This window comes from Amycolatopsis sp. lyj-90, from assembly GCF_046549035.1.
Classification (GTDB): Bacteria; Actinomycetota; Actinomycetes; order Mycobacteriales; family Pseudonocardiaceae; genus Amycolatopsis.
The window spans coordinates 475,936-493,479 of record NZ_JAJPWP010000003.1; the positions used below are offsets into that span (position 1 = coordinate 475,936).

A 17,544-nucleotide genomic window follows, 5' to 3' on the forward strand; every position below is an offset into this window, starting at 1 on the left:
CCTCGGCGCAGAGACGAACACCTTCGCTTCCGCCGGTTCGGTTGCCGTGCTCGACCGCGACACTCACTACGGCGAGCTGGACTACTCCGACGATCCGCGCATCACGCACCAGGACGTCCTGGCCGCGCTCGGCCCCGACGCCGAAACCCTGATGGCCGAGATCGACGTCGACGTCGACGAGCTGATCCGCCTCATCAGCGCCGAGACCACCATGCTCCCGCCGATCGTCATTCCGGACGAGATGGCCGAGGACCGCACCGCGAGCGCGGCGATGAAGGCCGCGACCAAGGACGAGGTCATCTCGAGCGCGACCCGCGTCTGGAAGAAGCGTTTCCTCAAGGGAACCGTCATGGCGGTGCTGCTCACCCTCGGCGGTGGCGGCGCGGCCGCGATGGCGATGAACAAGAGCGTCACGCTCGACATCGACGGCAAGCAGCAGACCGTGCACAGCTTCGGCGACACTGTCGGCGAAGTCCTCGAAGACGCCGGTCTTTCGGTCGGCGCGCACGACTCCCTCTCGCCCTCGCCCCAGGCCGAGGTCGGCGACGGCGGCGTCATCAAGCTGGAGCGCGGCCGCAAGCTGAACCTGGTCGTCGACGGCGCGCCGCAGCAGGAGTCCTGGGTCCGCGCGACCAACCTCGGCGAAGCGCTGAACCAGCTTGGTCGCGCAGACCTCGCCAAGGCCGGCACCTGGACTTCGCTCCCGCAGAACGGTGAACTCCCGCTCGAGGGCGCCACCGTCGAGGTCAAGACCCTCAAGAACGTCACCGTCTACGACGGCGCGAACGAACCGCGCAAGGTTCAGACCAACTCGGTCACCACCAAGGAATTCCTCGGTGAACTGCGGATGACCCTCGGCCCGGACGACGAGGCCGTCGGCGGCCTCGACGTCAAGCTGGTCGACGGTGCCGAGGTCCACGTCAGCCGGACCGGCGTCACCATGGTCAAGCAGAACGAGGAAATCGCGCCGCCCGAGCAGAAGGTCGACGACCCGGAGCTCGAAAAGGGCAAGACCAAGGTCGAAGACCCGGGCACCCCGGGCCAGAAGACCGTGACCTACAAGGTCACCAAGCGCAACGGCAAAGAGGTCGGCCGCGAGAAGGTCTCGGAAGAGGTCATCACCGAGGCCAAGCCCAAGATCGTCAAGGTCGGAACGAAGAAGCCCGCGGACCCGGTCATCGGCGACGCCGGCGCTTGGGACCGCATCGCGCAGTGCGAGTCGACCGGTAACTGGGCCGCCAACACCGGCAACAGTTATTACGGTGGCCTGCAGTTCAACAAGAGCACCTGGGACGCCTACGGCGGCTCGCAGTACGCCGCGTACCCGCATCAGGCCAGCAAGGCCCAGCAGATCGCCGTCGCCGAGAAGGTCCGCGACGACCGCGGTGGCTACAGCGCTTGGCCGCACTGCGGCAAGAAGGCCTGACAGCCAGAATTTTCTCCTTCCTGAGGGTCATCGTGTGGGTTCCGCCCGCAAGGTGGCCCTCAGGCCGCTTTGGGCTCCGATACGGATGAAGGACGCGCGCCGGGTCTCGGTCTCGACAGCCGTGCCCACCAGCGCGGAGGCCTTATGTGGGCCAGATCCCGTACTCGTTCAGGTTTCTCGACAGGCTCCGCGTGCGGAGGCTGCTCGGCGGCCTGCTCCGAGCTTCGCCGAGGCAAGGGGATCTCCGGTCCGTCTACCGCGAGATCCACAATCTCCGCGAAAGCATCACCACGTCTCTCTGCCGGAGTGCGGTCGTCGGGTTCTCCGTTCGGAGCCGGATGTGCCAGTGGCACCAGAAGCGCGTTCAAGCGGGCACCGGTCTCGGGATCGAGGTTGCCGCGCAGGTCCCACCGACCGGTGCGTTTCTGACGCAACCAGAATTCGCTTCGGGGAGTTTTCGAGCCGGGGTCCTTGGTGTCACCCCCGTCCGGATCGAGACGCGCGAGCAGGTCTGTCCCGGCGATCGTGACGTCGCGCGGTCTCGCGACGCCGGCAAGATCGACCAGGACCTTCTCGGCGTCGAGCCGGGCGTCTGCGGGGACGTGCTCGGGCAGCCTCCGCATCACCTTGACGATTCGATCGATGCTGCCATCGGCCAGTACGCCGGTGGCGGCCGCGGCTCCGGTCAAAGGCGCGACGGGCGGAGTGGAAGTCCCGTCGCGCGAGCGTCTCGAGTTGAGCGCGAGTGCCCGACCGGTCACCTTCTGCGCCTCGGCCCGGGGGACCCGGGCCACATGCTCGTAGAAGACGGCGATCGAGTTGTATCCGTAGAGCTCTCGGACACCTCGTGACTCGATTTCGGCCAGGATCTGGCCGACTTCGGCGAACAGACGTCGCCCTTCGCGCAGCCGTGTCTGCAACTCGTCGAGAAGCAGCTCGGGGTCACCTTCCGGCAGATCGAGCGGGAAGGCATTGGGAGTGTTTGTGCTGGTCATCCCTCGATTGTCGGCCCAGAGTCGAACGAATGCACGGTATCGATCGGGTAGATGATGATCACGCTCCGGCGACGCCAACTTGCGCCGATCACTCTTGCGTGGGAAGCAGGCCGGTTCGCAAACTGCGGATGGATGATGCGGGCGGGTCGGGCGATCGGAGGCGTCCGCCGGGGCTGGCTACGATCGTCAGGTGACTGAACTGCTCGGGCCCGCGGAGATCAGGGCGTTGGCGGCCGAGTTGGATGTCCGGCCGACCAAGAAGCTCGGCCAGAACTTCGTGCACGACCCCAACACGGTGCGCCGTATCGTCGACCTTTCCGGGGTCGGTGAAGGTGACGTCGTGCTGGAAGTCGGGCCTGGCCTCGGCTCGCTGACGCTGGGACTGCTCGCGACCGGCGCCGAGGTCGTCGCGGTCGAGATCGACCCCGTGCTGGCCGGGCGGTTGCCGAACACCGTGGCCGAACGCGGCGGGGCCGAAAGGCTGACGGTCGTCGGGGCGGACGCTCTGCGGATCAAGGCGGACGACCTGCCTGAACGGCCGACGGCGCTCGTCGCGAATCTGCCGTACAACGTCGCCGTTCCCGTCGTGCTCCACCTGCTCGCCGAGTTGCCGTCGCTGACCAGCGGTCTCGTGATGGTCCAGACCGAGGTCGCGGACCGTATGGCGGCCGGCCCGGGGAGCAGGACTTACGGCGTCCCCAGTGTCAAGCTCGCGTGGTACGGGAAAACGCGCAAGGTCGCCGCGGTTCCCCGCTCCGTGTTCTGGCCCGTTCCGAACGTGGATTCCGCACTGGTCGCTTTCGAGCGAGGCGACGACGTCGTGTCGTCCGTGAGCCGGGAGCGATTGTTCGCGGTGGTCGATGCGGCCTTCTCGCAGCGGCGGAAAACCTTGCGTGCGGCGTTGGCGTCCTGGGCCGGGTCTGCCGAACGTGCGGGGGAGTTGCTCGAGAAAGCGGGTATCGACCCCAAGACCCGCGGGGAGCAGTTGGACGTTCATCAGTTCGCCCGGATCGCGGCGGCGACCGACTGACCACGGCAGGCCAAGACCGTCTCGAAGGCTGACACGGGTCCGGTCAGGGGAGCGGTGTTTCCCCTGTTGCAGCTGTGACCGGCACCGCGCGGAAGCGAGTTGGTCAAGGTCAGCACGACTGCGTAAATCCTCTTCTGGATCTACATGATCCAAACCTGTCTTAGCAGGCAGGGGCTCTGGTCCGGCACGAGAACACTCGCCGCCTTCCCATTATATGGACAGGCGATCCTGTATGATGGACGCGACCAGACGTGTGATCTGCGCCTACGCGCTTGCTTTCATCCAGTGGGATCGGTTTTACTCAGTGAGCCATCCCGAGCGACTGAGAGACCTGGCTCGCCGAAGTCGCAGCAACCACCCTCCACAGGGCAGGTGCTACCGCCAGGACCGATGGAGGCTGTGCCTAATGAACAGGGTCACCCACCCGCTCCTGCTGACCAGGCGACGCGTAGTCGACGAAGGTCGCCGCACGGTAAGTGCGTGTCGACGCTCAACCGTTACTGCCTGAGTCTTTTCCCTTACCTCTGAAGCCTGTCCCGTTCGGACGGGCAATCGGTGACGGTTGGCGCGCTCGAAAGAAGCAGCGCCCCATTTGCATGGAGCCCTTCGTGATCACTGTCGAAAACTTGTCCAAATCCTTTCCTCTCAACGGAAATCCCGTCGTCGCCCTGCGCGATGTCAGCGTGGACATCCAAGCCGGCTCGCTGTTCGGAGTCGTCGGTCCGGCCGGTTCCGGCAAGTCCACCCTCGCTCGTTGCATCGGACTTCAGGAGCGTCCCGACCGAGGCGTCGTCCGCCTCGACGGCCTCAACACCGGCACCCTCGACGGGCGCCGTCTGCGGGAAATCCGCCGTCAGGTCGGTGTCGTGAACACCAAGGCGGAGCTGCTCGCCGAGCGCACCATCGCCGGCAACATCGCGTCGCCGCTCGAACAACTCGGCCTCGACGGGCCGCAGCGCCGTAACCGGGTCGGCAATCTGCTCGATCTGGTCGGACTCACCCCGCGAGCGGGGCAGCGGCCGGGCGAACTGACCGAAGGGCAGCTGCGCCGGGTGGCCATCGCCAAGGCGCTGGCCGCCGGACCGTCCGTGCTCCTGGCCGACGACCCGACCGCGGGTGTGCAGCCCGAGGAATCCGGCGCGGTCCTGACCGTGCTCGACCGTGCGCGTGCCGAGCTCGGGGTCACCGTGCTGCTCACCACTCCTGACGCCGGCGTGGTGCGCCGTGTTTGCGACGACGTCGCGGTTCTGGAAGCCGGGGCGATCATCGAACGCGGAACCGTGCTCGACCTGGTCTCCGACCCGAACAGCCGGACCGCGCAGGCGCTCCTGCCCTCGATCGAAACCGGCCGGGCGCAGGCTTCGAAGTACGACCGCGCGGTGGACGTCGTGCTCGTCGGCTTCGCGTCGGTCGGTGCGCTGCTGCCCGAGGCGGCCGGTCGTTTCGACGTCGAACTCGCCACCATCGGAGGCGGCCTCACCCGGATCGGCGACACGCCCGTCGGCCGGTTCCGCCTCGGTGTGCGTGGCGAGCGCGCGGATGCCGCACTCGCCTGGATCGCCGAACGAGGTGGCCACGTGACCCACCCTGTCCGCGGGCCGCAGGGCGTCGCTGCTTGATTCCCCGACGAACGGGCCGCTCAGGACGAACTCTGTCCAGGGCGGCCCGTTTGCGTCCGCGTCGTCCTGTTCTCTTTCTCCTGGTGGCAGCACAAGTGGAGCGGGCACGTAGGCTTGTCTCGTGCTCGCCGTCGTACCGCCCCCAGTTACCGTCAGGGTTCCCGCCAAGGTCAACCTGCACCTGTCGATCGGTGACGTACGCCCGGACGGCTACCACGAGCTGGTGACCGTGTTCCAGGCGCTTTCCCTGACCGACGAGGTGACCGTCGCGGTCACCGAGGAGCCCGGCGTCGAGGTTTACGGCGAAGGTGAAGGTTCCGTACCGACAGGGGCCAACAACCTTGCTTGGAAGGCGGCGCAGGCCCTGGCGGCCCATGTCGGCAAGGCGGAGGGCGAGTCCAAGGTCCGGGTGGTGCTTCGTAAAGGCATCCCGGTAGCGGGCGGGATGGCCGGGGGCAGTGCCGACGCGGCCGCGACCCTGGTCGGGCTCGCGTCGCTGTGGAAGCTCGAGATCTCCCGAGACGAACTCGCTGGTATCGCTGCCAAGCTCGGCAGCGATGTTCCCTTCGCGCTCTACGGTGGGACAGCGTTGGGCACCGGCCGGGGTGAGCAGCTGGTGCCGGTGTTGTCGAGGCACACGTTCCATTGGGTTCTGGCGTTCGACCAGCGCGGTCTTTCGACCCCGCGGGTGTTCGGCGAACTCGACAGGTTGCGTGAAGAGGGCAGCCCGCCGCGGATCGGTTCGCACACTCCGGTGGTCGAGGCACTGGCATCCGGTGACCCGCGGCAGCTGGCGTTGCTTCTCGGTAATGACCTGCAGGCGGCCGCGGTCTCGTTGCGTCCCGGGCTTCGCCGGACGTTGCGGGCGGGGGTCAACGCGGGTGCGCTCGCCGGCACCGTGTCCGGATCCGGACCGACCTGCGCGTTTCTGTGCGCGGACGCGCAGTCGGCCGTCGAGGTCGCCGCGGAACTGTCCGGCGCTGGTGTCTGTCGTACGGTGCGCGTCGCGCACGGGCCTGTTCCCGGAGCCCGGCTGGTGGGCGGGGACGACGCGCCGCGGCCGGCGCCGCCACGGGTGCACGCATGAGGATGTCCGAAATGGACATCGACTAATTCGTTGTGGTGCAAGCTTTTTGGAAAGGATCGGCTGAGGCATGGCCAACTTGGTCAACCTGGAGTCGGTGAGCAAGTCCTTCGGGGTGCGCCCGCTGCTCGACGGTGTTTCGCTCGGTGTCGCGGAGGGGCAGCGCATCGGCGTCGTCGGTCTCAACGGGGGCGGGAAGACGACGCTGCTGGAGGTCCTCGCGGGGATCAGCGAGCCGGATACGGGACGAGTGAGCCAAGTCCGCGGCCTGCGGATGGCCGTGGTCACTCAGCGGACCGAACTCCCCGTCGGCAGCACGGTCGGCGACGTCGTGCTGGAGCGCTACGGCGCGGAGCACGAGTGGGCCGCTGACGCGCGCGTCAGGTCCATTATGGACGGTCTGGGGATCACCGCTCTCGGTGTCGAAAAATCCACGACGAATCTGTCCGGTGGCGAGCGCCGCCGCGTCGCGCTGGCGGCGGCCCTCACGGGTGAGCTGGACCTCGTGGTCCTCGACGAACCGACCAACCACCTTGACGTCGAAGGTGTGCGCTGGCTCGCCGATCATCTGCTCAACCGCAGGATCGCGGTCGTGGTCGTGACTCACGACCGGTGGTTCCTCGACACCGTCGCGAGTGTGACCTGGGAGGTCACCAACGGTCGCGTCGAGCAGTACGAAGGCGGTTACGCGGACTGGATCTTCGCGCGGGCCGAGCGGGCGAGGCTGGCGGCGACGGCCGAGGAGAAGCGGCAGAACCTGGCACGCAAGGAGCTCGCGTGGCTGCGTCGTGGTCCGCAGGCCAGGACCTCGAAGCCGCGCTATCGGGTCGAGGCGGCGGAGGCGCTGATCTCCGACGTGCCGGAGCCGCGTGATTCGGTCGAATTGCAGGCGTTCGCCCGGCGACGGCTGGGAAAGACCGTCCTGGAGGTCGAGGACGCCACTTTGACCGTCGGTGACCGCACCCTGCTCGATCACGTCACGTGGCGGATCGGTCCCGGCGATCGGATCGGCCTGGTCGGCGTCAACGGGTCGGGCAAGACGACGCTGCTGAAGCTGCTCGGTGGTGACAAGGAGCCTGAGACAGGACGCCGCGTCCAGGGGAAGACGGTCAGCCTCGCGCATCTCCGGCAGGAGCTCGACGATCTGCCCGGTGACCTGCGCGTCCTGCAGGCGATCGAAGAGATCTCAGGAAGGGTCGTGTTCGGCAAGCAGGAGCTCTCCGCTTCGCAGCTGGCCGAAAAGCTCGGGTTCCCCGCGGCGAGGCAATGGACCCCGGTCGAAGACCTTTCCGGTGGTGAACGGCGCCGTCTGCAGCTGTGCCGGCTTCTGATGGCCGAGCCCAACGTGCTGCTGCTCGACGAACCGACGAACGATCTCGACATCGACACTTTGCAGCAGCTGGAAGATCTGCTCGATTCTTGGCCGGGCAGCCTCGTCGTCGTCTCGCACGACCGGTACCTGGTGGAACGCGTTTGCGACACGATCGTCGCCTTGTTCGGGGACGGGCAGGTGACCCATCTGCCGGGCGGGATCGAGGAGTACCTGGACCGGCGCGCCAGGAGCCTGGAGAAGGCAGGGAACGACAGGAAGCCGGGAAACAAGCAGGCCTCCGAGCCCAAGAAGAACGCCGCGGAGCTGCGGGCGGCGCAGAAGGAACTGTCCCGCCTCGAGCGCAAGCTCGACCAGCTCCACGCGAAGGAAGAGAAGCTGCACGCGGCGCTGCTCGCCGCGGCGACCGATCCGTCGAAGCTCATCGAGCTCAACACTGAACTGAAGGCTGTCGAAACGGAGAAGGAGGAGGTCGAGGCCCAGTGGCTGGAGACCTCCGAAGCGATCGAGTGAGTTCACTCGACGGTGAGCGGGTCTTCCCGGGCGGACAGTACTGTGACGCGCATGAGTCGGTTCGTGGACACGCTCGTCGCCACCGCGGCGGGGCGAGGTCAGCAGCGGGGAATGGTCACCGGGGAGCCCAAGGAGCCGGTTCGGCGGACCTGGGCCGAGATTCACGAGCAGGCCAAACGGGTCGCCGGGGGTCTGGTCACAGCAGGGCTCGAGCAGGGCAAGGCGGTGGCGGTGCTGGCCGCGGCGCCGTCGCTGATCGCGCCGACGGTGCAGGCGGTATGGCTCGCCGGTGGCAGCGTGACGATGCTGCACCAGCCGACCCAGCGCACCGACCTGGCCGAGTGGGCCGAGGACACCGTTCGCGTGCTGCGGATGATCGGATCCGAGCTTGTTCTGCTCGGTGAGCCGTTCGACCAGCTGGCGCCGGTGCTCACCGAGCACGGCATCGCGTTCCAGGTGATCACCGAGCTGCTCGAGGCCGAACCACTGGCCGAGCCCGTGCCGACGGCCGAATCCGACACCGCGCTCTTGCAGCTGACCAGTGGGTCGACGGCCGATCCGAAGGCCGTTCAGATCACCTACGGAAACCTGTATTCGAACGTCAAGGCGATGGTCGATCGCGCCGAGTTCGATTTCGACGTCGACGTGATGGTTTCGTGGCTGCCCACCTTCCACGACATGGGGATGGTCGGCTTCCTGACGGTTCCGATGACGTTCGGCGTCGAACTCGTCAAGATCACGCCGCTCGAGTTCCTGTCCGGACCGTTGATCTGGCCGCAGCTGATCAGCAAGTACAACGGCACGACCACGGCAGCGCCGAACTTCGCGTACGCGATCGTCGGCAGGCGGATGGCTCGTGTCGACGACGACAACGCGTACGACCTCTCGAAGCTTCGGATCGCGCTGAACGGTGCCGAGCCCATCGACGAAACGGCCGTGCAGACGTTCGTCGAGGCAGGGGCACGGTTCAAGATGCCCGCCGAGTGCGTCTTCCCGGCTTACGGCATGGCGGAGGCGACTCTCGCGGTTTCGTTCGCGCCGCTGTTCACCGGACTGACACTGGACATCGTCGAAGCCGACGCGCTCGAGGCGGACAACCGCGCGGTACCGGTGCCCGAGGGCGACCCGCGGCGCGGAACCGACGACGTCCGTTCCTTCGCGGTACTCGGGCCGCCGCTCGACGGGCTCGAGGCCGAGATCGTCGATGACGAGGGCACCGTGCTCGGCGAGCGCCAGGTCGGGGAGATCCGCCTGCGCGGTGAGGCCGTGACGCCGGGGTACCTGACCATGGAAGGTCCTCTCGCGACACAGGACGAAGACGGCTGGCTGCTCACCGGCGACCTCGGTTACCTGGTCGACGGCATGATCGTGATCTGTGGCCGTCGCAAGGACGTCATCATCATGGGCGGCCGGAACCTGTACCCGACCGATATCGAGCGGGCGGCGACTTCGGTCGAGGGGGTTCGGGCCGGGAACGCCGTGGCCGTGCGGATCGACGCGGGCAGCCGCCGGGAGCGGTTCGCCGTCGTCCTCGAATCGAAGCTCGCCGGGGATCCGGACACGGAGAAAGCGCTGGCGAAGGAAGTCGCGGCCAAGGTGCGCGGCGCGGTCGACATGCGGCCTTTCGCGGTCGTGGTGCTTCCGGCGGGGAGCTTGCCCAAGACGCCTTCAGGCAAGGTGAAGCGGGCAGCGACTGCCACCCAGTTCGCGGACAGGATCGCCAAGAACGCGGCGACCAGCTGACACGAGAGGGCCGGGGCCGCGAAGATCGCTGGCCCGGCCCTCTTTCCGCATCTTCCGTGGGTCAGCGGCGTCGCCAGGGCGGCTTACGGGTGTGGGTGTGCTCCAGTGCCGGCGCGATGTAGTAGCTGGCGGCCTGGGAAAGCCCGGCTAGCGTGCCTTCGACGTCCCGGAGGAACGCGTCGACGGCTGTCGGGTCGTAGCCTCGCTTCGAGAGCGGTGCTTTGGCGAACGCCACGTTGTGGACGTCCGAAACCGACAGGTCGTCCTCGCCGTCGAGCGTCGAGGCGACCCGTTCGAGGAAGGCGTCGACCGCGGGTTCGTAGTAGCCCCGGGCGCCGATCGGCGCCCGGTCGAACTGCCGGGTTCTGGCCTCGAACGCGGTGACGGGCACTAGCGCTCCCGCAGGAACTCGACGGGACCGCGGTCCGGAACTGCGCGTTCGGCGGTCGCCTCTCCCTCTTCACGCGCGCCGGGTACGCCGAGCACGTGCTGGCCGGTCCGGTGGGCGAGCTGTCCTTCGACCTTGTCGAGGAAATCGTCGACTTCGCGTTCGTCGTAGCCGCGCTTCCCGATCAACGGACGCGAGAACATGACGTGGTGGACCTCGGCCGCCGTCAGGTCGTCCCGGTCCGAGATCGTGTCCGCGATCCGCTCCAGGAACGCGTCGACCTCGTGCTTGGCGTATCCGCGCCGCCCGATCGGGGCGTTCGGGAAAGTGGCGCCGGTGATGTCTTCGGCCGTAAACGACATGAAACTCTCTCCGGTTTCGGTGGGGAATGCGATCTCCGCATTCCGTCCTAACGGGTTTGAGAGTTCCCCGGAAGAGCCCGCGCTATTCCACGACTCGATCAGGGGCGTGGTGAAACGCCTTCGAGTGACGAGATGTAACACACCGCCATGTGAGCGGGTTCACCCAGCGTGGAAGGTGTTCTGTGCAGCGGCGAGGCCGGTGCTGATCAGCGCTTCAACGGCGTCGGCGCACCGATCGATCTCGAAAGCGAGTTCTTTGCGTTCGACCGTCGAGAAGTCTTTCAGCACGAAATCGGCCGGATCTTGCCGTCCCGGAGGACGTCCGACGCCGAAACGGACGCGGTAGTAGTCCTTGGTGCCGAGAGATTTGGTGATCGAGCGGAGACCGTTGTGGCCGTTGTCACCGCCGCCCAATTTCATCTTGAGGGCACCGAAGTCGACGTCCAGCTCGTCGTGGACGACCACGACACCGGCCGGGGGGATCTTGTAGAACCGGGCCGCGCCGACGACGGGGCCGCCCGAGAGGTTCATGTACGAGCGCGGCTTGGCCAGGACCACTCGCTGCCCGGAGAGTCTGCCTTCGAGGACTTCGGCACCGCTCTTATGGGCCTTGAACTTGCCGCCGACGCGGCCGGCGAGTTCGTCGAGCACCATGAAGCCGACGTTGTGCCTGTTGCCCGCGTATTGGGGGCCGGGATTGCCAAGGCCGGCGAGCAGGATCTGCTCGCCGGCCCCGGGAAGTACTGCTTCGGTCACACGAGTGACTTTATTCGGCGGCCTCGGCGGGGGTCTCCTCCGCCTCGCCGGCGCCTTCGTCGCCCTCGAGCGCAGCCTCGGACGGCGCCTCGTTGACGGCGACGACCAGGGCCTCGGGGTCGGTGACCAGGGAGGCGCCCTTCGGCAGGATGACGTCCGAAGCGTTGATCTGGGTGCCGGCGACGACGCCCTCGACCGAGACCTCGACCTGCTCGGGGATGTGCAGCGCCTCGACCTCGATCTGGATGGCGTCGAGGTCGGTGGTGACCAGGGTGCCCGGGCCGGGGGTGCCGGTGACGACGACGGGGATGTCGACGGTGACCTTCTCGCCGCGGATGACGACCAGCAGGTCGACGTGCTCGATGTAGTTCTTCAGCGGGTGGACGACGATGGTCTTCGTCAGCGCCAGCTCGCTCTTGCCCTCGAGGTCGAGGGTGATGACGGCGTTGCTGCCGTTCTCACGCACGACGCGGGCGAACTCGAGGGCGGGCAGGGCGTAGTGGCGCGGGTCCGAGCCGTGCCCGTACAGCACCGCGGGGATCTTGCCGGCGCGACGCGTGCGGCGCGCGGCACCCTTGCCGAATTCGGTGCGGGGCTCGACGGACAGACGTACCTCGGACACGGTGTAGCACTCCTTCAATTCACCAACATGTTCAGCGAAATCATGCTGAGGGTGGGGATGGTTCGGGGCGGTTCTGGTGTTCGGCGGCGAGTTCCACGGGCGTGCTCGATCGCGTGTGGCCACTCAAGCCGCCGCGTCGATCACGTCGGGCACCAGGTGCTCACGGAACCCGCCTCGCCGAGACCGGGAAAGTGTAGACCAACCGGTCGCGTGGGGGTCCCGCCGGGTGGCTCGTTCAGGTGACAAGTCGGTGACAGCTGCTTCGGGAACCCGCGGATGCGGTGGTGCGCGACCCCTTTTCTAAGGTGTGATCTCTGCGCACGCGAGACACAGGGGGCGGAATGCCGGCACGACGGTTGAGGATCGGCGCGGTCGCCGTCTTGTGCTGCCTCGTGGCCGGTTGCGACGTCGCGATCGACGGGGCGGCCGGGATCTCGCCCGCCGAGCAGCAGCGGGTGGATCGGCGCACGGAGCAGCGAGGCGCTGTCGAGAGCGCGTTGAAGGCGCTCGAGCAGGCACCTGCCGTTGTCTACAAGTCGACTATCAAGGATGCTTCGGGCAAACCCGCCGAATTGCAGTTCCGGATCACCCGCAACGGAAGCGCGCAAGGCGCGTTGCCGGTCGACGGCCAGCCCATCCAGGTCATCTCGGCCGACAAGCAGCTGTACCTCTCGGCGACGCCGGAGTACTGGAAGGCGCACGGGCTCGGGAACAGTGACCAGTACGGCACCAACTGGGTCCGCACCGACAGTTCGGATCTGCCGGTGAACGCCGTCGAGGTGCTCAATCCGCGCAAGGCCGCGTCGACACTCCGGACCGCGGTGTCCGCGATGAACCGGCTGACCGATCCGGTGCGGTCGAAGTTGCCCGACGGGACCGAGGTCTACGACGTCGGCAGTGGGCTCGGGACGCTGCGGGTGACCACCGCGGCGCCGCATCGCGTGGTCAGCTTCGCGCCGTCCCTCGTCGACGCGGCGGGCGGCAAGACGCTCGGTGCCGAGATGCGGGTCGAGCCACTCACCGGGGACGCGCTCAAGAAGCTCCAGACCGATCTGGACGGCGCTGTCGGCGGTGTCGGGCAGCCGTTCGACGCGCTCGTCCAGGTCAGCGTCAGCGTGGTCAACGACAAACTGGACTGCACGGATTTCGTCGGGACCTGCCGGGCGACCATCGACGTGGCCAACACCGTCATCGGTGGCGCGAGCAAGACGCCCGTGCACCTGACGCTGACCGTCGAGTTCACCGCCCAGTCGCTCGGCGCTCAGACCTGCACCGCGGACGCCAACGCGGCACCGGACACCACGACGAGCATGACCTGCGAGGTCAAGTTCAAGCTGCCGAATCGGAACGCCAGCTACCAGGTGCAGGCGAAGCCGTCGCCTCGCGGCGAGGTCCGGGTGCCGGTCGACGTGAACGGCGTCCGCGAAAAGCTCAAGTCCGAGTTCGCCACGCTGGGCGGCTGACCTGCACACTCACCCACGGGTGAGTTACATACGTTGAAGTAGTCGATCACGCGTTCTTAGCATCGGCGTTGTCGCCGATGAAAAGGGAGAACGTGATGGCGAAGTTGGTTGTGTTCGGAGGAACCGGGTACGCGGGCGGGAAGATCACCGCGGAGGCACGCGGCCGCGGCCACGAGGTCCTCGTGGTGTCGAGGAACGCTGAGGGCGAAGGAGCCAAGGCAGGGTCGCTGTACGACGAGGCCTTCCTCGCCGACGTCGCCAAGGGCGCCGACGTCCTGGTGATCGCGGTTCACGGTCAGGGCGGTCTGCTCGACGCGGTGCCCTCGATCGCTCAGGTCGCGAAGGACAACGGCGCGCGGATCGGCGTGGTCGGCGGGGCGGGCAGCCTGCACGTGGCCGAGGGCGGGCCGCGGCTGATCGACACCCCCGAGTTCCCGGACGCGTACAAGGGCGAGGCGGGGGCGCACGCGGAGGTGCTGGAAGCGTTCCGGAAGCTTCCCGAGGACATCGACTGGTTCTACGTCAGCCCGGCCGCCGAGTTCGGCGCGTGGGCCGAGGGCGAGCGGACGGGCGACTTCCGGCTCGGCGGCGACGTGCTCCTGACCGACGAGAACGGTGGGTCGAAGATCAGCGGCGCCGACTACGCGATCGCGTTCGTCGACGAGATCGACAAGCCGGAGCGCCGCCGTCAGCGTTTCTGCGTCGCTTACTGACCGGACAGTTCCTTCACGACCGGAGCGAACGTTTCCAGCATCGGTTCGAACACCGTGATGTAGGAGAAGCCGTACCGCTCGCGACGTTCCTGGAGTTGCCGGACGATCTCGTCAACGGTCCCGAACAGCAATTGTGGCGTTTCGAGCAGGGTGTCCACGTCGAGGGCGTCCTGGTCCTTGAGCTCTTCACGCCAGGACTCCGCGGCCGCGTGCCGGTCTTCCGTGACGACGACCCGCTGGACGAGCATGTTCAGTTCGGGATCCCGGCCGTCGAGGTGTGAGCGGAAGAAGGCGACGCGTTCGTCCATGCGCTCGGCGTCGTCGAGCCGGAAGGTGCCCGGCGGTTTCCCCGGCGCTTGACGAAGGCCCGCGAAGCCGGCGATATCGGCTTCGCGGGCGGCGAGGGAGAGCACGCCATCGCTGTTGCCCGCGAGGAGCAGCGGCGGGGGCGTGATCCCCTCGGCGGCGAAGTGTTCGCGCAGGTGGTCAAGGCCCTTGGAGAGGTACTCGATGCGCTCCTTGGCCGGAATCCACGGCAGGCCGGCGTCGTCGAATTCCGATTTCATGTGACCGGAGCCGAGGCCGAGGTCCAGCCGGTCACCCGTCATCTTCACTGTCGTGGTGACCTCGCGCGCGAAGAGCGCGAGGTTGTAGAAGGGCACGTTGGAGACGAGAGTGCCGACGCGTGGCCGCTCGGTCACGGCGGCGGCCATGGTCAGGGCCGGAAAAGGCGCGTTCCGTCCTGGGCCGAGATGATCGGGCACGGAGATGACGTCGAAGCCGAGGGCCTCGACGCGCCGGCACTTCGCGACCCAGTCTTCGCGGTTCTCGGCGGCCCACAGGTTCACACCGAACTTGAATTTCCCCATGAACGGAAACCTAGCCACGCCGGACGGCCCGGCGCGCCCTGTTTCGCGAGGAGCCGAAAACGAAGCAAGGGACCTTTGCTCTCACTCTCCGGAAGAGAGCGAGAGCAAAGGTCCCTTGCTTCGTTTCGGATCAGGCGTTGCCGTCGAAGAGGGACGTGACCGACCCGTCCTCGAAGACCTGCTGGATCGCCTGCGCCAGCAGCGGCGCGATGGACAGCACGGTCAGGCCGGGGAACCGCTTCTCCTCCGGGATCGGCAGCGTGTTGGTGACGATCACCTCGCGCGCCTTGCAGTTCGACAGCCGCTCGGTGGCGGGGTCGGACAGGATGCCGTGGGTGGAGGCGATGACAACGTCGGACGCGCCTTCGTCGAGCAGGGCTTCGGTGGCCTTCACGATCGTGCCGCCGGTGTCGATCATGTCGTCGATCAGCACGCACAGCTGACCGCGGACCTTGCCGACGACGCGGTTGGCAACGGCCTGGTTCGGCTTGTCCGGGTCGCGGGTCTTGTGGATGAAGGCGATCGGCCGGTCACCCAGCTGAGCCGCCCACTTCTCGGCCAGCCGCACGCGGCCCGAGTCCGGCGAGACGACGGTGATGTTCTCGTCCTGGTAGGTCTTGTTGATGTGCGCGGCCAGCACGTTCTGCGCGAGCAGGTGGTCGACCGGGCCGTCGAAGAAGCCCTGGATCTGCGCGGTGTGCAGGTCGACCGTCATGATCCGGTCGGCGCCCGCGGTCTTGAACAGGTCCGCGATCAGGCGCGCGGAGATCGGCTCGCGGCCCTTGTGCTTCTTGTCCTGCCGCGCGTACGGGTAGAACGGCATGATCACGGTGATCCGCTTGGCGCTCGCCCGCTTGAGGGCGTCCACCATGATCAGCTGCTCCATCACCCACTCGTTGATGGGCGCCGGGTGGCTCTGGATCACGAACGCGTCGGTCCCGCGCACCGATTCGTTGAACCGGACGAAAATCTCGCCGTTGGCGAAGTTGTGCGCGGTCTGCGGGACGACCGTCACGTTGAGGTGCTTGGCCACCTCTTCGGCGAGCTCCGGGTGTGCGCGCCCGGAGAAGAGCATCAGGTTCTTCTTCGGTGTGCCGGACTTCGAACTCATGCTGGCGACTCCCCGTCGTTTCCCTTATTTGAATCGGACACGGCGGTGGTGTCCTGCTTCGCGGCGGAAGCTGCTTCTGCCGCGGGTGTGCCCGGCCTGCGCCGGGTCACCCAGTCTTCGATGTTGCGCTGCGGCCCGGTGGACACGGCGAGCGCGCCCGGGGGCACGTCTTGCCTGATCACGGTGCCCGCCCCACTGTAGGCGCCATCGCCGATGGTCACCGGGGCGACGAACGTGTTGTCCGCGCCGAGCCGAACATGGGAGCCGATCGTGGTGTGGTGCTTGTTCACGCCGTCGTAGTTCACGAAAACGCTGGAACACCCGATGTTGCTGTTCTCGCCGATGGTCGCGTCGCCGACGTAGGTCAGGTGCGGAACCTTCGTCCCGGCGCCGATGTCCGCGTTCTTCGTTTCGACGAAAGCGCCGAGTTTGCCCTTGGTCCCCAGCTTGGTGCCGGGGCGGAGGTAGGTGAACGGGCCGACCTTCACGCCGTCGCCCAGTTCCGAATCGGAACCGTGCGTCCGCACCACCGACGCGCCCGCGCCGACGGAGACGTTCTCCAAGGTGCTGTCCGGGCCGATCTGCGCGCCCTCGCCGACCGAAGTCGAGCCCTTCAGCTGCACGCCGGGCTCGATGACGACGTCGCGCGACAGGGTCACGCCCGCGTCGATCCAGGTGTTCGACGGATCGACGACGGTGACGCCCGCCCGCTGCCAGCCGCGGACGATGCGCCGGTTCAGCTCGGCGCCGAGGACGGAGAGCTGCACGCGGTCGTTGACGCCTTCGGTCACCCACGGGTCGTCGATGACCAGCGCGCCGACGCCCTTGCCGTCGCCGCGGGCGATGCCGAGGACGTCGGTGAGGTAGAGCTCGCCTTGGGCGTTGTCGGTCGAAAGCTTCGAAAGCCCGTCGACCAGGACCGACGCGTCGAAGGCGTAGACGCCGGAGTTGATTTCGGCGATTTCGTGCTGTTCGGGGGTGGCGTCCTTCTGCTCGACGATCGAGGTGACGACGCCGTTTCCGTCGCGGATGATCCGGCCGTAACCGGTCGGGTTCTCGACGACCGCGGTCAGCACGGTGACCGCGTTTCCGGTGGAGGTGTGCTCCGCGACCAGGGAAGCGAGTGTTTCGGTGTCGAGCAGCGGGACGTCGCCGTAGCTGACGACGACGGTGCCGGTCAGCCCTCCCGGCAGCGCCGAGAGCGCGCACGAGACGGCGTGCCCGGTGCCCTTCTGCTCCTCCTGGACGGCCGTGACGACCTCGCGGCCGAGCGCCTCGCCGACCTTCGCCAGCCGCGCGCCGACCGAGTCGCGACCGTGGCCGATGACCACGACCAGGTGTTCGGGGCTCAGTCCCGCGGCGGCCCGCACCGCGTGCTCGACCAGGGGACGGCCGGCGATCGGGTGCAGCACCTTCGGGGTGGACGAGCGCATACGGGTGCCCTCACCCGCGGCGAGGATCAACGTGCTCAGCGGGCCGGTCACGGCACTCCCAACATTTCACCAACGGTGGTTGTCGGG

Annotated in this window: 16 protein-coding genes and 1 riboswitch; of the genes, 8 read left to right on the forward strand and 8 right to left on the reverse strand. The window is 67.4% G+C overall.

Annotated elements, in window-relative coordinates; genetic code table 11:
- The first annotated feature begins 46 nt into the window (after window positions 1-46).
- A complete protein-coding gene (locus ACLJPX_RS13735; RefSeq protein WP_410600742.1) occupies window positions 47-1,426 on the forward strand; it encodes a transglycosylase family protein in 1,380 nt (459 codons plus the stop codon).
- Between the two features lie 59 nt (window positions 1,427-1,485).
- Here ACLJPX_RS13735 and ACLJPX_RS13740 read toward each other — a convergent pair whose 3' ends face one another.
- A complete protein-coding gene (locus ACLJPX_RS13740) occupies window positions 1,486-2,421 on the reverse strand; it encodes a DUF222 domain-containing protein (protein ID WP_410600413.1) in 936 nt (311 codons plus the stop codon).
- Between the two features lie 190 nt (window positions 2,422-2,611).
- Here ACLJPX_RS13740 and rsmA point away from each other — a divergent pair, with 190 nt between their 5' ends.
- The 5 genes from rsmA to ACLJPX_RS13765 all read left to right on the forward strand — a co-directional run bounded on the left by rsmA (window position 2,612) and on the right by ACLJPX_RS13765 (window position 9,740).
- Complete coding sequence (rsmA, locus tag ACLJPX_RS13745; protein WP_410600414.1) at window positions 2,612-3,451, forward strand: 16S rRNA (adenine(1518)-N(6)/adenine(1519)-N(6))-dimethyltransferase RsmA; 840 nt, start codon at window positions 2,612-2,614, stop codon at window positions 3,449-3,451.
- A gap of 306 nt (window positions 3,452-3,757) precedes the next feature.
- Window positions 3,758-3,848, forward strand: a riboswitch (SAM riboswitch).
- A 211-nt stretch (window positions 3,849-4,059) separates the two neighbouring features.
- On the forward strand, window positions 4,060-5,070 hold the full coding sequence (locus tag ACLJPX_RS13750; RefSeq protein ID WP_101613516.1) for a methionine ABC transporter ATP-binding protein: 1,011 nt from the start codon (window positions 4,060-4,062) through the stop codon (window positions 5,068-5,070).
- Between the two features lie 121 nt (window positions 5,071-5,191).
- Window positions 5,192-6,157 (forward strand): 4-(cytidine 5'-diphospho)-2-C-methyl-D-erythritol kinase, encoded by a 966-nt coding sequence (locus tag ACLJPX_RS13755; protein WP_410600415.1) that lies wholly within the window; start codon window positions 5,192-5,194, stop codon window positions 6,155-6,157.
- Between the two features lie 67 nt (window positions 6,158-6,224).
- The gene (locus tag ACLJPX_RS13760) at window positions 6,225-7,997 is read left to right on the forward strand and encodes an ATP-binding cassette domain-containing protein (RefSeq protein WP_410600416.1); all 1,773 of its coding nucleotides are present in this window, start codon (window positions 6,225-6,227) and stop codon (window positions 7,995-7,997) included.
- Between the two features lie 51 nt (window positions 7,998-8,048).
- Complete coding sequence (locus ACLJPX_RS13765; protein WP_410600417.1) at window positions 8,049-9,740, forward strand: fatty acyl-AMP ligase; 1,692 nt, start codon at window positions 8,049-8,051, stop codon at window positions 9,738-9,740.
- A gap of 61 nt (window positions 9,741-9,801) precedes the next feature.
- Here ACLJPX_RS13765 and ACLJPX_RS13770 read toward each other — a convergent pair whose 3' ends face one another.
- From ACLJPX_RS13770 to ACLJPX_RS13785, 4 genes are all read right to left on the reverse strand, one after another.
- On the reverse strand, window positions 9,802-10,131 hold the full coding sequence (locus ACLJPX_RS13770; protein WP_410600418.1) for a DivIVA domain-containing protein: 330 nt from the start codon (window positions 10,129-10,131) through the stop codon (window positions 9,802-9,804).
- On the reverse strand, window positions 10,131-10,490 hold the full coding sequence (locus tag ACLJPX_RS13775) for a DivIVA domain-containing protein (RefSeq protein WP_410600419.1): 360 nt from the start codon (window positions 10,488-10,490) through the stop codon (window positions 10,131-10,133). The genes ACLJPX_RS13770 and ACLJPX_RS13775 overlap by 1 nt, the downstream gene beginning before the upstream one ends.
- 159 nt (window positions 10,491-10,649) lie before the next feature.
- The gene (gene pth, locus ACLJPX_RS13780) at window positions 10,650-11,246 is read right to left on the reverse strand and encodes an aminoacyl-tRNA hydrolase (protein ID WP_410600420.1); all 597 of its coding nucleotides are present in this window, start codon (window positions 11,244-11,246) and stop codon (window positions 10,650-10,652) included.
- A gap of 10 nt (window positions 11,247-11,256) precedes the next feature.
- Window positions 11,257-11,868 carry a 50S ribosomal protein L25/general stress protein Ctc gene (locus ACLJPX_RS13785; protein WP_410600421.1) on the reverse strand — a complete coding sequence of 204 codons (612 nt, stop codon included), beginning with the start codon at window positions 11,866-11,868 and terminating at the stop codon, window positions 11,257-11,259.
- 341 nt (window positions 11,869-12,209) lie between these two features.
- On the opposite strand from ACLJPX_RS13785, the gene ACLJPX_RS13790 reads away from it, so the two are divergent.
- Window positions 12,210-13,331 carry a hypothetical protein gene (locus tag ACLJPX_RS13790; protein WP_410600422.1) on the forward strand — a complete coding sequence of 374 codons (1,122 nt, stop codon included), beginning with the start codon at window positions 12,210-12,212 and terminating at the stop codon, window positions 13,329-13,331.
- Window positions 13,332-13,426: 95 nt separating this feature from the next.
- The gene (locus ACLJPX_RS13795; RefSeq protein WP_410600423.1) at window positions 13,427-14,044 is read left to right on the forward strand and encodes an NAD(P)-dependent oxidoreductase; all 618 of its coding nucleotides are present in this window, start codon (window positions 13,427-13,429) and stop codon (window positions 14,042-14,044) included.
- Here ACLJPX_RS13795 and ACLJPX_RS13800 read toward each other — a convergent pair.
- The 3 genes from ACLJPX_RS13800 to glmU form a co-directional block, all read right to left on the reverse strand.
- A complete protein-coding gene (locus tag ACLJPX_RS13800) occupies window positions 14,038-14,913 on the reverse strand; it encodes a TIGR03621 family F420-dependent LLM class oxidoreductase (protein ID WP_410600424.1) in 876 nt (291 codons plus the stop codon). The two genes, ACLJPX_RS13795 and ACLJPX_RS13800, sit on opposite strands and share 7 nt — an antisense overlap.
- 130 nt (window positions 14,914-15,043) lie before the next feature.
- The gene (locus ACLJPX_RS13805; RefSeq protein WP_101610618.1) at window positions 15,044-16,024 is read right to left on the reverse strand and encodes a ribose-phosphate diphosphokinase; all 981 of its coding nucleotides are present in this window, start codon (window positions 16,022-16,024) and stop codon (window positions 15,044-15,046) included.
- A complete protein-coding gene (glmU, locus tag ACLJPX_RS13810; protein WP_410600425.1) occupies window positions 16,021-17,508 on the reverse strand; it encodes a bifunctional UDP-N-acetylglucosamine diphosphorylase/glucosamine-1-phosphate N-acetyltransferase GlmU in 1,488 nt (495 codons plus the stop codon). The genes ACLJPX_RS13805 and glmU overlap by 4 nt, the downstream gene beginning before the upstream one ends.
- Between the last annotated feature and the right edge of the window lie 36 nt (window positions 17,509-17,544).

Bases quoted from the DNA above. Each gene is read 5' to 3' on its own strand.
- ACLJPX_RS13740 (WP_410600413.1), bottom strand. From the start codon at position 2,421: ATGACCAGCACAAACACTCCCAATGCCTTCCCGCTCGATCTGCCGGAA.
- ACLJPX_RS13760 (WP_410600416.1), top strand. From the start codon at position 6,225: ATGGCCAACTTGGTCAACCTGGAGTCGGTGAGCAAGTCCTTCGGGGTG.
- ACLJPX_RS13765 (WP_410600417.1), top strand. From the start codon at position 8,049: ATGAGTCGGTTCGTGGACACGCTCGTCGCCACCGCGGCGGGGCGAGGT.
- ACLJPX_RS13775 (WP_410600419.1), bottom strand. From the start codon at position 10,490: ATGTCGTTTACGGCCGAAGACATCACCGGCGCCACTTTCCCGAACGCC.
- ACLJPX_RS13790 (WP_410600422.1), top strand. From the start codon at position 12,210: ATGCCGGCACGACGGTTGAGGATCGGCGCGGTCGCCGTCTTGTGCTGC.
- ACLJPX_RS13795 (WP_410600423.1), top strand. From the start codon at position 13,427: ATGGCGAAGTTGGTTGTGTTCGGAGGAACCGGGTACGCGGGCGGGAAG.
- ACLJPX_RS13800 (WP_410600424.1), bottom strand. From the start codon at position 14,913: ATGGGGAAATTCAAGTTCGGTGTGAACCTGTGGGCCGCCGAGAACCGC.
- ACLJPX_RS13805 (WP_101610618.1), bottom strand. From the start codon at position 16,024: ATGAGTTCGAAGTCCGGCACACCGAAGAAGAACCTGATGCTCTTCTCC.